The organism is Alteromonas sp. KC3, assembly GCF_016756315.1.
Taxonomy (GTDB): domain Bacteria; phylum Pseudomonadota; class Gammaproteobacteria; order Enterobacterales; family Alteromonadaceae; genus Alteromonas.
Map to the genome: position 1 here is coordinate 3,578,611 of NZ_AP024235.1, position 14,053 is coordinate 3,592,663.

Sequence of the window (14,053 nt, forward strand, 5' to 3'; positions counted from 1 at the left end):
TTGATTGACGCAATTTCACGCCACGACTATTATTTTTGGTAACTCTCTGAAATAGATGCCAGAATATTATGTATTGCATAATGGTCATGGAATTGCGTCAATGCCGCATAAGATAAAACCCAATACGCCTCACTCCCCTGCCCGTCGCACGCTTCTCAAAGGCGGCGCAGCTCTCGGTATTACCGCTGGAGTTACTCCCTTTGCCATTGGTCAAGCAAAACCGACACTTAGGGTGTTAGGCACACATGTCACATTACAGGAAGAGCTTCGGCAACGTGCCATGCAAGACTTGGGAATAAACATTGTTTTTGAACCCGGCGGCAGTGCGGCTGTACTTCAAAAAGCATCAATGAACCCAACATCGTTTGAGCTCTACGAACAGTGGTCAAACAGCATTAACGTATTATGGCGTGCAAAAGCAATACAGCCTATTGAGAAAAAGCGAATTGCGTATTGGGAAGAGATTAATGATCTGTCTAAAACAGGCAAGCTTACGGCAAACGCTAGAATGGGAGCAGGCGACGCACCACACAAAATTATCAATGTGCAAGGCAACGGAACGCTAGGTGAACGTCATACTGATACTATCAGCTTTTTGCCTTACGTACACAATGTAGACTCCTTTGGTTACGACAGGCGCTTGTTACCCCAAGAACTTCAAGGTGAAGCCGAAAGCTGGGGATGGCTACTAGATAGTCGTTACTCGGGTAAAGTGGCGATTGTTAATGACCCCACTATTGGCCTTTTTGACTTAGCACTCGCCGCCCAAGCGAAAGGCTTTGTTCAATTTGATGATATTGGTGCAATGACCGAAGTTGAACTAGACAGTCTTTTCAGCGTACTAATAGAACTCACGCAGTTAAATCATTTTAGCGGTTTTTGGACTTCAGTTCCTGAATCTGTACAATTCATGAAAAGCGGCAGAGTTGCGATTGAGAGTATGTTTTCACCTGCGGTATCTGCGCTAAATGGTCAAGATATCCCAGTGACGTTCGCCGCCCCCAAGGAAGGCTATCGCGGCTGGCATGGGGTAATGTGCTTGTCATCTGCAACCCACGGAAGAAGCAAAGATGTTGCTTATGAATACATGAATTGGTGGTTGTCGGGGTGGCCCGGTGCATTTATTGCCCGCCAAGGCTATTACATATCGAACCCACAGCGGTCTGCAGAATATCTATCTGAGGCAGAGTGGAATTACTGGTACAAGGGGCAAGTGGCGACGGCGCCACTAAAAGGTACCGATGGCATGATAAGTGTCGAAAAAGGAGCGCAGAGGAATGGCGGTAGCTACGAAGAACGGTTTAGCAACGTGGCAGTATGGAATACAGTTATGCCGACTTACGAATATAGCCTGCAAAAGTGGTATGAGTTTATTACGTCATAGACTCTTCTTGTCTTTGTGCTCATGAGATAGGACCTCACTACCATCATGCTTTCATCAATTCGAATACAACTGATTGCCGTATTAGTCGCTCTTGTAGCACTCATTCTGGCGCAGGGATTCATTGCCAGAGAAAACCAAGCCATTCTCAATAGTGGCGTGTCTGCGGCTGCCAAAGCAGTTATAGATGTGGGGTTAGTGAAAGAGCTTGAACGCGATGTCGTAGACTTACAACGCAATGTGCTCATTTTTAAAGAAAATGCCAGCCAGTCAGCCATCACTCGTTTTGGCAGATTGATGGTGACGATAAACTCCAAGCTCGACCAGTTAGCCAAAGCCGACTCACCTGATGTGCGGGCCGCTGACGATTACATTTTAACGCGCATGCGTGAGCACCTTACGGCGTATCAAGAGAATTTTAACCAAGTGGTTGATGCACGTTCAGAACGCGATAATTTAGTCGCCTACGGCACGCTGTCTGATATCACAACGCTAGAGCGAACACTTCAAGATGCATTAGATAAAGGTGCATTGAACGAAGCGTCGATTGACAGTGCGCTGTCACTACTTTTGCGTGCGGAAAACGCCATGCTTAAGTATTTGTCTAAACCTGACATTAGCTATACTAAGCACTTTAACGATGCCATTAATGCTTTTCAATCTTTACCATTGTCAAACGACGAAGCAGTTCAAGGCCGCATTGTTAGACTGACGGAAAAAGCAAAGGCCGACTTTTTCAAGCTCACTCAAATAACCCAAGGCAATCTATTTTTAGTCAATGTCGTAATGGCAGGGTCTGCCAACGAATTTTTGTATTTAAGTGGAGAGCTAGCAAGCAAAGTAACATCTGACTCAGAAATTATAACCAAACGCACTTATGCGCTTGCCAAAAACACGCAGCAAAATGGTGAGCTATTTTCCCTTTTTGCCATTTTATTGGCATTGATTGCTGCACTATTCTCTACGCTTCGCATTTTGGGTCCCATTCGCTCCATTACCGAAGTATTCAACAAACTTTCGCGCGGCATACAAATCTCTCATATTCCCGGCAGCACACGTAAAGATGAAATTGGGAAACTGGCTAGGGCAGCGTTGGTGTTCAGTGATAAAAATCGCCAAACGGAAAAGCTGCTGGAAGACACACAAAATATGAATGCCCAGCTTGAGAATCTTAATAAAGCGCTAACTGACTCAAAAATTAAGGCTGAACAAGCTACGGCCTCTAAAAGTATCTTTCTTGCCAATATGAGCCATGAAATTCGCACGCCGATGAATGGGATCATAGGCTTGATAGAACTAGCACAACAACAGGATTTAAACCCAACAGTTAAAGGCTACCTTGATAAAGCCGCGTACTCAGGGCAAATATTGTTGAGTGTTATTAACGACATTCTCGACTTTTCGAAGATAGAGGCGGGCAAACTAAAAATAGAAGAAGTGAGCTTTTCTCTTCATTCTTTGTTTGACAATCTTATTGCTGTAATCGCACTTCGAGCGAAAGAAAAGAACTTGTCCGTTCATTTTACTGTTAACCCCAAAATTCCACCCCAAGTGATAGGCGACCCGTTACGTATTGCTCAAATCATTATGAATATTGGTAATAATGCCGTTAAATTCACCGAACAAGGAAGAATTGATATTGAGTTTGACGGTGAACTAAATGCGAGCGGTAACATCTTGTCACTGACAATGCGTATTACTGATTCTGGTATTGGAATGAGTAAATCGCAGCTTGCCAGAATTTTTAACCCTTTTACACAAGCCGACGGCTCTACCAACCGGAAGTACGGGGGCACGGGTTTAGGTTTAGCTATTGTAAGTCAACTTACTGAACTTATGCACGGCCAGCTGCACGCCACTTCTGTACTGGGCAAAGGCAGCATGTTCGAGGTTTCATTACCACTTAAAGCATTTAAGAATCAAAGTGGTGTATTAGAACGCGTGCCCGAGTTACCAAGCGATTGCGTTTACATCACCCAAGACAAGCTTTTGCCCCGCAGTTATTGCAAACAAATTAATGTAAATAGCAGCGCGATAATATCAGTTGAAGAGGCTAAGCAGGCTGAATCATTACCCTCTCACATCCTCGTCGACATTCCAGAGTTTAGTGCATTCAGGCTCAATATTGCGTGGTTAAATCAGCTACTGGAACAAGGGAAATCCATTGGATTGATCATGGAAAGTGCTGGCAGTGCGTTGCAGTCAAAATACGCCTCATTGTGGAAAGGGTCATTTATTATGCACCCATTCACACCGGCACAGTTCGAGCGCTTCGTTAATCAAATGATTAACAATGACGATGAGGCCGCGATGGATTTTGAGGATGACAACCAAGCAGTTAGTCTTGAAGGCCATGTTTTACTTGTCGAAGACAACAACATCAACCAATTGGTCACAGGAGAAATGCTAACTAACCTGGGGCTTACGTTTGATATTGCTGAAGACGGTAAACAGGCGGTCCGAAAAGTCGAAAACTCCCCGGAGTACGACCTTATTCTCATGGATGTTCAAATGCCTGTGATGGACGGTTACGAAGCCACCATCTCATTAAGAGAAAAAGGGTACAAACATATCCCTATCATTGGCCTGTCAGCTAACGCAATGAAAGAAGATAAACAGAGCGCAATAGAAGCTGGTATGGACGACTACCTGACCAAACCTATAAAACAAAAGTCTCTGGTAGCATTACTAAAGCATTATTTAAAATCTGCTGCCCTAGATAAACGCTCAGCGTCATAATAAGGGGGTCTATGAATTGCCAAGTTAGTTTTAAGTCTATTTTATTGATATCGCTAATGTGTTTTTCTTTTGCCGCTTCGGCCAACGAAAAGCGTCGCGTTGTCATAGGAACCGGTGACGGTCGCCCTTTTATCTATACCCAGAGCGGCTCTGTTCTTGAAATTAATCCTGGGCTAAGCATCGAAATTCTTCAAGCAGTTGCTAATGAGCACAACTGGTCACTGACTTTTATAGAAATGCCATTTGCGCGCCAAGTTAGCGCTACTCGCTCAGGAAGTATCGACGGTATGGTGGCTACATTTATTGACGATGCGCCCGATTTTCATTACCCCGCTGAGCCCATTGCCATGGCGCAAAATTGCTTTTTTGCAAAAGCAGACAGTAGCTTTTATTACGACACTCCTGCATCTTTAGACAAAAGCATTTTGGGGGTTACCAACGGTTATCACTATGGTGAAATCGACGACTATATTCTTGAAAATCGACTGAACAACATTGTTAAGGTGTCAGGGGAAGACAAAGCGTCATTGGCAACCTTATTTCGCCTTCTTGAAGTGGGGAGAATAGATGCATTTATAGAGGCAAACTTGGTTGTAAGACACTCTATTGCAAGTAAGGGGTTAGATAATATCAAAAAAGCAGGCTGCACAGCCCCTATGTACGCGTATGTTGCTTTCTCTCCCGAGACCCCCTCTTCAACGGCTTTGGCAGACAACGTGGATTCGACGATTAAGCGTTTAAGAGCCAGTGGAGAACTAGACGCCATTTTAAAGAAGTACGGTGTTGATGACTGGAAATAAAAAAGGGCTGTCTATAAGACAGCCCTTTTTGCAAGAAACATTGTGCTACTTGAATCAAGCAAATAGCACAGTTGCCAAACGTTACAGCGCCTGAATTGTCTCAAACTGCTCTTTAAGCTTAGCTAGGGCTTTTTCACCCTCTTCTAACTTAGCACGCTCTTTTTCAATAACGGCTTCTGGTGCATTGCTTACGAACTTTTCGTTACCCAATTTACCGCGAGTGCGAGATACGTCTTTCTCGATTTTCTCCATGGCCTTGGTAATACGAGCAAGCTCTGCGTCTTTGTCGATAAGCCCCGCCATTGGGATAAGAATTTCCATCTCACCCACAAGCGCTGTTGCACTTGCTGGCGCTTCTTCACCGTCTTTCAATACGGTTACGGTTTCAAGTTTAGAAAGCTTATCAAGGAACGCTTTAGCCGCATCAAGACGGCGTGCATCTTCATCGCTTACGTTCTTAAGTAGCGCATTAAGTGGTTTGTTTGGAGAGATATCCATTTCACCGCGGATATTACGAATACCTACGATAAACTTCTTCACCCACTCAATGTCAGCAAGCACTTTATCGTCTTGTTTCGCAGCATCAACTTCAGGGAATGCCTGAACCATAATGCTAGCGCCCTCTTCTACTTTAAGCGCACTTAGCGGAACAACGCGCTGCCAAATAGTATCGGTAATAAATGGCATAAGCGGGTGCAATAATCGAAGCAGGCTTTCAAGCACGTTGATTAGTGTATGACGCGTACCGCGCTTTTCAGCTTCGGTGCTAGCGTCATTGTTAAGCACAGGTTTAGTCAGCTCTAGATACCAGTCACAGAACTGGTTCCAGGTGAACTCGTAAACGGTTTGCGCAGCAATATCGAAGCGGTAATCTTCAAGAGCCTTTTCAAACTCAACCAGCGTTTGTTGGAACTTAGCCCAAATCCAGCGATCGGCCATACTAAGCACCATCTCGCCGCCGTCACGACCGGTATCGTGCTCTTCTGTGTTCATCAATACGAAACGCGATGCGTTCCAAATTTTGTTACAGAAGTTACGGTAGCCTTCAACACGAGCCATATCAAAGTTGATATCGCGACTGGTTGATGCCATAGCGGCAAAGGTAAAGCGTAATGCATCTGTACCGTAAGCTTGAATACCATCAGGGAACTGTTTGCGAGTACGCTTCGCAATTTTTTCAGCAAGCTGCGGCTGCATCATACCCGCGGTGCGTTTAGTCACTAACGACTCAATATCAATCCCGTCAATCAAATCGATTGGGTCAAGCACGTTGCCCTTCGACTTTGACATTTTGTCGCCGTTCTCATCGCGGATAAGGCCGGTAATATAAATATCTTTAAACGGGATCTTGCCAGTGAACTTCTTGGTCATCATGATCATTCTGGCAACCCAGAAGAAGATGATGTCAAAACCAGTTACCAATACTGAAGACGGAACAAACGTTTCAAGATCTGGCGTTTCTTCTGGCCAGCCCATGGTTGCGAATGGCCAAAGTGCACTTGAGAACCAAGTATCAAGAACGTCGTCATCTTGTGAAAGAGAAACGTCACTACCAAGTTCATGCTTTTCACGCACTTCTTCTTCAGTGCGGCCAACAAAAACATTACCATTTTCGTCGTACCACGCAGGGATACGGTGTCCCCACCACAGCTGACGTGAAATACACCAATCTTGAATATTGTGCATCCACTGGTAATACGTTTTGTTCCAGTTCTCTGGCACAAAGCGAATTTCGCCACTTTCTACTGCTTCAATAGCAGGCTTTGCAAGAGACTCAACGGCAACATACCATTGGTCAGTTAGGTATGGCTCAATGACGGCACCGGTTCTGTCGCCGCGCGGCACTTTTAGCTTATGTGGTTCAATCTTAACCAGTGAACCTTGTGCTTCTAAGTCTGCAACAATTTGCTTACGCGCGTCGAAGCGATCTAAACCACGGTATGCTTCTGGCGCATCATCGTTAATTTTTGCATCGTCGGTAAGAATGTTGATCATAGGTAGGTTGTGACGCTTACCCATGTCGTAGTCGTTGAAGTCATGAGCTGGCGTAATTTTAACGCAGCCTGTACCAAATTCTTGATCGACATAGTCATCGGCAATCACAGGAATTAAACGGCCCGTAATAGGCAGCTTAATTTCTTTACCGATAAAGTCTTGATAGCGCTCGTCATCTGGGTGCACTGCAACCGCTGTATCACCTAGCATAGTCTCAGGGCGGGTAGTCGCTACCACTAGCTCACCGCTGCCATCCGCTAGCGGATAGCGCATGTGCCACATGTGGCCGTCTTCTTCTTCGTTCAGTACTTCTAGGTCTGATACCGCAGTGTGAAGCACTGGGTCCCAGTTTACCAATCGCTTACCGCGATAAATAAGGCCTTCTTCGTGCAATTTCACGAATACTTCTGTCACAGCTTTAGACAGGTCTTCGTCCATGGTAAACACTTCGCGCGACCAGTCAGGTGACGTACCCAAACGACGCATTTGGCCGGTGATAGTACCGCCGCTGTGCTCTTTCCATTCCCACACTTTTTTAATGAAGTCTTCGCGACCTAGATCGTGACGAGTCTTGCCCTGTGCGTTAAGCTGACGCTCAACGACCATTTGTGTTGCGATCCCCGCGTGGTCTGTACCCACCTGCCAAAGCGTGTTGTCACCTTTCATGCGGTGATAACGAGTAAGGGCATCCATAATGGTTTGTTGGAAACCATGGCCCATATGAAGGCTACCCGTTACGTTGGGTGGCGGAAGCAAAATACAATATGGGTCGCCACTGCCTGAAGCTTTAAATAAACCCGCATCTTCCCATGACTTATAGCATTGCTGCTCGATGGACTGCGGTTCAAAGGTTTTATCCATTACTTACTCTCAAATTGAAGCTAGATGCGAAAAACTTATGCAGATTTAAACTGCATATTGCAACCAGCTTGCTGATAGTTTTTATATCTTACCCGTGCCGCTTGCTTAGCGTTTTCATCCACGGGTACAAAATCAATAATTTGGCGATGTTGGTTGGGCGAGGGCACCATGCCAGAGCCCACGTTTACCACCATTTGTCGCCTGGCTACCTGTTGCGGTTGCCAACAAATTTCTACCGGCGTACCCGTTTGTGGACCTTCACCGTGAAGGTTGTGAGGAACAAAACGGTCTGACGGTAGCTGCCACAACAATTCATCAACCTGCTCAGCCTGCGCCTGAGTGTCGCACAATACGCTAATTTTTTGTTTATTAGCGTATGCCGATGCAATCACTTCACTGGCACGGCCTGCCACACCGTTGTCGCTACTGGTAAGTTGATAAAAAATAACCTGTGGCATGAATAATTAGTCCTCTAACTTGATGTCTGCGCGGTTCATTAAGAACTGAGACAGCATAGGCACTGGACGACCCGTTGCGCCTTTGTTCTTACCACTGCGCCATGCTGTACCGGCAATATCAAGGTGCGCCCAGTTGTACTTCTTGGTGAAACGCGACAAGAAACAGCCAGCGGTAATTGAACCAGCAGGACGACCGCCTAGGTTTGTCATGTCCGCAAACGGACTTTCAAGCTGCTCTTGATAGTCGTCCCATAGCGGTAAACGCCACGCGCGATCTGAACTTTGCTCAGATGCATTAAGTAGCTCGTGTGCTAGCGGGTTGTGTGTGCTCATTACCGCTGTTGCATGGTGACCAAGCGCGATAATGGCCGCACCCGTAAGGGTGGCTACATCTATTACCAACTCTGGCTCAAAACGCTCAACGTAAGTTAGCGCATCACAAAGCACTAAACGGCCTTCGGCATCCGTGTTTAACACTTCAACCGTTTGACCAGACATTGTCGTTAAAATATCGCCTGGACGATACGATTTGCCGTCTGGCATGTTTTCACAGCCAGCAAGTACACCAATAACGTTGATCGGCAAATTCAGCGCCGCAATGGTATGCATGGTACCGAGTACTCCTGCTGCACCTCCCATGTCGTATTTCATTTCATCCATGGCTTCGCCAGGCTTAATTGAAATACCACCTGAGTCGAACGTCAGGCCTTTACCTACAAGCACAATAGGCGCTTGGTCAGCAGGGCCACCACGATGGTGCATAATACTCATCATGCTTTCATTCTCAGAGCCACGACCAACCGCCAGATAGGCCTGCATGCCAAGCTCAGCCATTTGGGTTTCATCAACCACTTCAGCAGTAACGCTATCGTATTGGCTTGCTAATTCTTGTGCTTGTTGCCACAGATATTCTGGATTACAGATATTTGGCGGCATGTTAGCCACATCTTTGGTTACTTTGGCGCCGCGAGATACTGCAAGACCATGCTCAACAGCGCGCTCTCCTACCGTTAGTTCACGGCGAGTAGGTACATTAAATACAATTTTACGCAGTGGACGACGAGGCTCGCCTTTTTTGGTTTTAAGCTGCATAAACGTATAAAGCGTATCTTCAGTCGCTTCTACTGCTTGGCGCACTTTCCAATACGTGTCGCGGCCTTTAACGTGTAATTCAGTTAAGAAGCACACTGCTTCCATTGAACCCGTTTCGTTCAGCGTTTGGATAGTTTTGGCAATGATGTTTTTGTACTGGCGCTCGTCTAGTTCACGCTCTTTACCACAACCGACAAGAAGGACTCGCTCGCTCAGTACATTTGGCACATTGTGTAAAAGCAACATTTGACCAGCCTTGCCTTCTAAATCGCCGCGGCGTAGCAAGTTGCTGATGTAACCTTCACTGATTTCGTCTAGCTGTTCAGCCACTGCCGTTAGGCGGCGCGGCTCAAAGACACCCACAACAATACATGCACTGCGTTGTTTTTCTGGACTGCCACTTTTTACACTAAACTCCACGATATCACCTCGCTTTTCGTCGTTTATGGTTTGCACGATGACTAAAATCACGTAACGTTTCGCGCTGCTTTATGTTTTAATACACAGCATAACTATTGAGTACGCTGCAAATCACGCAAAACGCCCTATGAAATATAGGCTATTTTTGCGTCAAAACACCATGCAAACGGTTTATGATTGCAGGCAAAACTTGTAAAAACGGTAAGTTTAAACAAAATTGTGCATTCTTTCACTAAAATTCCTAATTTTCCGGAAGGACTGAGATGCTGATATTCCGCTATTTACTTAAGGAAACGCTGAAATCTCAGTTAGCGATTTTCTTCATCTTAATGGCAATTTTTGTCACCTTGAGGTTTGTGCGCGTTTTAGGCGACGCTTCTGACGGTGATATCCCTGCAGGCCTTGTTTTAGGCTTTTTAGGTTTATATGCCCCAATACTCTCATCACTCGTGTTACCCATCAGTGCGTACTTGGGCATTATGTTGGCCCATGGCCGATTGTATGTAGACAGTGAAATGACCGTCATGCGTGCCTGTGGTATCAGCGAATGGTACGTCACGCGGGTTATGTTGTTTTTATCTGTGCTGATAATGGTAGTCACGGGGGCTATTACGCTATATTTCGCACCACTGGCGGCGGAAAATGAATACCAATTACGCGAGAAAGCTCGCAGTGAGGCAGGAATTTCTGCGCTTATGCCTGGACGATTCCAGCAAACTGGCAATGAAAAAGCCGTTATTTTTGTTCACGACGTTGATAGCAATAGTGACAACCAAGACCAGTTACTTCGCGTATTCTTGTCGCAAAATCAGACCGAAGGTAATGATGGCGAAGTGCGGGTAGTGTATGCACAAACGGGCGAAGTGGCCAACAACCCAGACGGCACGCGAAACCTTGTACTTAAACAAGGTGTGCAGTATGAAGGCAATCAATCTGAAAAGGCTTATCGCAAAGTTGAGTTTGATGAATACCAAATTCAGATTGCAGATAAACCCGCTGATGAAACCCGTAAAAAAGTGAGCGTATTACCCACATCAGAACTATGGGAAGATGACAGTATTGAGGCACGTGCTGAGCTTCAATGGCGTATTGCCATTCCATTATCTATTCCATTTTTGGTCCTAATCGCGGTACCGCTGAGTGCGGTAGATCCTCGTCAGGGACGCTTTGGTAAAATGTTCCCCGCAATACTGTTGTATTTAGGGTATTTCTTGTTATTGCTTGCAAGTAGACGCGTACTCGAAGATGGCAAAATGCCACCTCAATTGGGGCTTTGGTGGGTGCACACAATCATGCTAATAATTGGTATTACCTTGATTGCTCGAGATAGAAAAACCGGCACGCAATTTCGTGCGTGGATATTGGGGAAAAAGTAAATGTTTAAGATCCTCGATCTCTATATTGCGCGCACACTATTAGGCACAATAACGGTCACGCTAAGTGTCCTTATCGGTTTAAGTGCACTGATTAAGTTTGTTGAGCAGCTAAGAAAAATAGGCGAAGGCGACTATGACATGATGGTTGCTTTTCTCTATGTTTTACTGAGTTTACCACGCGACTTAGAACAGTTCTTCCCGATGGCAACCTTGCTTGGCGGCCTGATTGGTATGGGCGTGCTGGCGAGCAACAGCGAACTAGTAGTGATGCAAGCGGCGGGACTCAGCCGCTGGAATATCATTAATTCTGCCATGAAGTCGACATTGGTCATGATATTACTGGTAATGGCTGTGGGCGAATGGGTTACTCCTTACAGTGAAACCAAAGCCAAACAAATTCGTACCGAAGCCATTTCTGGCGGTAGTTTATTTTCATCTGACAAATTAGTGTGGGCTAAGGATGGCGAGCGATTTGTAAGCATAGGTCAGGTGCTTAGCCAAGACTCGTTAAAAGATATTAGTATCTTTAATTTTAATGATGATTTATCACTGCAAAGTATTACCTATGCCAAAAACAGTGAGTTCGATGGCGATGGTTGGTGGCTAAGCGATGTCGAGGTAACACAATTCAGCGATACTCAAGTAACGCTTGAGGCCAGCGAGAGTATGCGTTGGAACTCCACACTCACTCCAGATAAGTTGGGTATAGTTGCAGTTAAGCCAGAGGCATTGTCGATAACTGGCTTATTAGATTACGTAAATTATCTTGAGAATAACCAGCAAGACCCTGCTCGTTACGAATTAGCGCTCTGGCGAAAGATTTTTCAGCCCATATCGGTTGGCGTTATGCTGTTAATGGCGTTGTCATTTATCTTTGGCCCATTGCGCAGTGTTACTATGGGCGCACGCGTGATCATGGGCGTACTAACAGGCTTTGGTTTCTTTATTCTAAATGAAGTATTTGGGCCGGTAAGCTTGGTGTATCAACTTCCGCCTTTCTTGGGTGCCTTACTCCCTAGCTTACTTTTTGCTGCTATCGCAGGAATAATGTTAAGGCGCTGATTCGCGCCTTACGCTATTTACCAGCTTTTGTGGTCGTTGGCTTCTTTGGTGAGCTTTAATACCTCGGTCTTCGCAAGGCGGTCTTGCAATGATTGTTTATTTTTAAAATCGAATAAAACAAGCAATGTACCCAAACCGCCCAACGATGCTATTAAGCGTATGAACAAGCGCGGCCACGTCATTGGCTCTTCAACCGTGCTATAAATTCGCAAACGCCATGCTCGCATGCCTAGGGTTTGACCGCCTCGGCGCCAGAACCACAAGAAAAAGCCAACTATCCACACGCCTACCCATGTTTGAATAAGCAGTTTATAGCCAAATGACGCTTGAATAAGATCAGCGGGCTCAGCATAACCTTGCAGGTCAAGCGCACCATTTTTCAGCATGACCACCAGCGTTACGATCATCACCATGGCAGCGCACATCCCCACAGCAGTTGCCACTAGCGTATCGTAAATCATTGCCAACAGGCGGCGCACAAACCCTGCCCGCTCCATTTGCTCAGTATTTTGCGTTTGCTCTTCGTTGTCATTGGCTTGAACAGCACGTGCTGCTTTCTTTTTTCTGTCTCTGGCCATGAATAACCCGTTTTAAAACTTCATTGGCGCGTAGTTTGCCACATTAGCGTTAATCTACAAGCAATCATAAGTGAATCAGGTGATTAAGCATTTAGACAGTATGAATATGAGCGATACGTCAGCAAAAGCTTACAGAGTTACTGTTCTACCGGTTTTCGCAGCCTCAAATATCGCATTTACAATTTTGATATCAGCTAGCCCTTCACTACCAGTTACCATTGGCTGTCGCCCGGTTAGTATAGCTAAGGCATCGTTATCCATTTGAAGCGTTTGCTGCATGCCGTCAATAGGGGGGAGTACTTTCTCGTCTGACGTTGTGCCCGTTACACCGCTATAGCTCTGCATGGGCTTAAGTTGATACCAACCGTCTTCACAGTCTGCTTTAAAGTGGTTAAACCCTTTCACTACGCTCGTACCACAATCAGCCACCAACCCGCCCCCAAAGTCCATGGTAAACAAGGTAGTTTCATCAACTTCAGTAAATTTTTCAGGGAAGCGTTGTGGAGGGTGATTGCCGGTAACCGCCACTGGCTCTCGGCCAGTCAAAAAGCGCGCACTGTTTATGGCATAAACCCCCATGTCATAAAGCGCACCGCCTCCCATATGCTTTTTCATACGCCAGTTGTCTTTTGCTCTACCCTGCCCAGCGTAGCCTGCAAAACTCGATACCGCCGTTATATTTCCATAGGGCTTTGTCTTTAGATACTGACGAAAAGTGCGTGTATTTGGTTCGTGCTGCATGCGATAGCCAATAGACAAGGTTACATTATTGCTTTTACAGGCATCGATAATAGCTTGGCACTCCTTGCTATCCATTGCCATGGGCTTTTCACACCACACGTGCTTTGAGGTATTTGCAGCTTGCACTGCAAAATCTTTGTGTGTACCAGTGGGGGTAACGACATAAATAATGTCGATGTCATCATTGTTCGCAATCTCAGCCATGGTGCGATACGTGTATACATTGCTGTCCTTGATACCATGCTTTCTTTGCCACTGAGGAATTTTTTCTTCGCTTCCTGTAATGATGCCTCGCAGCTCACAATACTTGGTATGCTTTAGCGCTGGCGCTAATAAATTTGTGCTGTAATTGCCCAGCCCAAGCAAAGCGACGCCTAATTTATTTTTAGGGGGCTGAGCTAGTAAATAAGGGCTGTGCGCAATGAGCAAACCTGAGCCAGTTAATTGAAGAAAATGACGGCGAGTGATGCTAGGCACAGGCGCTCTCCATAAGAAAAAGATCCACGTATAGTTTTAATAGTGTCCGCTCTGTATGAAAAGATCACTCTGC

10 protein-coding genes are annotated in these 14,053 nt (G+C 45.7%); 5 read left to right on the forward strand and 5 right to left on the reverse strand.

The features are described from left to right. The first annotated feature begins 100 nt into the window (after positions 1-100). The 3 genes from JN178_RS15870 to JN178_RS15880 are packed head-to-tail and all read left to right on the forward strand — an operon-like array spanning position 101 to position 4,920. Positions 101-1,384 (forward strand): ABC transporter substrate-binding protein, encoded by a 1,284-nt coding sequence (locus tag JN178_RS15870; protein WP_202262370.1) that lies wholly within the window; start codon positions 101-103, stop codon positions 1,382-1,384. 45 nt (positions 1,385-1,429) lie between these two features. Continuing rightward, entirely contained in the window at positions 1,430-4,120 is a 2,691-nt protein-coding gene (locus JN178_RS15875) for a hybrid sensor histidine kinase/response regulator (protein ID WP_202262371.1), read from the forward strand. A gap of 11 nt (positions 4,121-4,131) precedes the next feature. After that, entirely contained in the window at positions 4,132-4,920 is a 789-nt protein-coding gene (locus tag JN178_RS15880; RefSeq protein ID WP_202262372.1) for a substrate-binding periplasmic protein, read from the forward strand. Between the two features lie 81 nt (positions 4,921-5,001). Here JN178_RS15880 and JN178_RS15885 read toward each other — a convergent pair whose 3' ends face one another. From JN178_RS15885 to pepA, 3 genes are read right to left on the reverse strand one after another with little or no spacing between them, the layout of a single operon-like run. After that, positions 5,002-7,776 carry a valine--tRNA ligase gene (locus tag JN178_RS15885; protein WP_202262373.1) on the reverse strand — a complete coding sequence of 925 codons (2,775 nt, stop codon included), beginning with the start codon at positions 7,774-7,776 and terminating at the stop codon, positions 5,002-5,004. Between the two features lie 35 nt (positions 7,777-7,811). Next, a complete protein-coding gene (locus JN178_RS15890; RefSeq protein WP_202262374.1) occupies positions 7,812-8,234 on the reverse strand; it encodes a DNA polymerase III subunit chi in 423 nt (140 codons plus the stop codon). A gap of 6 nt (positions 8,235-8,240) precedes the next feature. Beyond that, on the reverse strand, positions 8,241-9,746 hold the full coding sequence (gene pepA / locus JN178_RS15895) for a leucyl aminopeptidase (RefSeq protein WP_202266101.1): 1,506 nt from the start codon (positions 9,744-9,746) through the stop codon (positions 8,241-8,243). Between the two features lie 263 nt (positions 9,747-10,009). Here pepA and lptF point away from each other — a divergent pair, with 263 nt between their 5' ends. Next, positions 10,010-11,122, forward strand: a complete 1,113-nt coding sequence (gene lptF, locus JN178_RS15900) for an LPS export ABC transporter permease LptF (RefSeq protein WP_159626496.1) — start codon at positions 10,010-10,012, stop codon at positions 11,120-11,122. Further along, a complete protein-coding gene (gene lptG, locus JN178_RS15905) occupies positions 11,123-12,184 on the forward strand; it encodes an LPS export ABC transporter permease LptG (protein WP_202262375.1) in 1,062 nt (353 codons plus the stop codon). It begins immediately after the preceding gene. A 17-nt stretch (positions 12,185-12,201) separates the two neighbouring features. On the opposite strand, the gene JN178_RS15910 is transcribed toward lptG, so the two are convergent. Next, the gene (locus JN178_RS15910) at positions 12,202-12,681 is read right to left on the reverse strand and encodes an RDD family protein (RefSeq protein ID WP_232369776.1); all 480 of its coding nucleotides are present in this window, start codon (positions 12,679-12,681) and stop codon (positions 12,202-12,204) included. Positions 12,682-12,891: 210 nt separating this feature from the next. Next, a complete protein-coding gene (locus JN178_RS15915; RefSeq protein ID WP_202262377.1) occupies positions 12,892-13,980 on the reverse strand; it encodes a Gfo/Idh/MocA family protein in 1,089 nt (362 codons plus the stop codon). Positions 13,981-14,053: the final 73 nt, after the last annotated feature.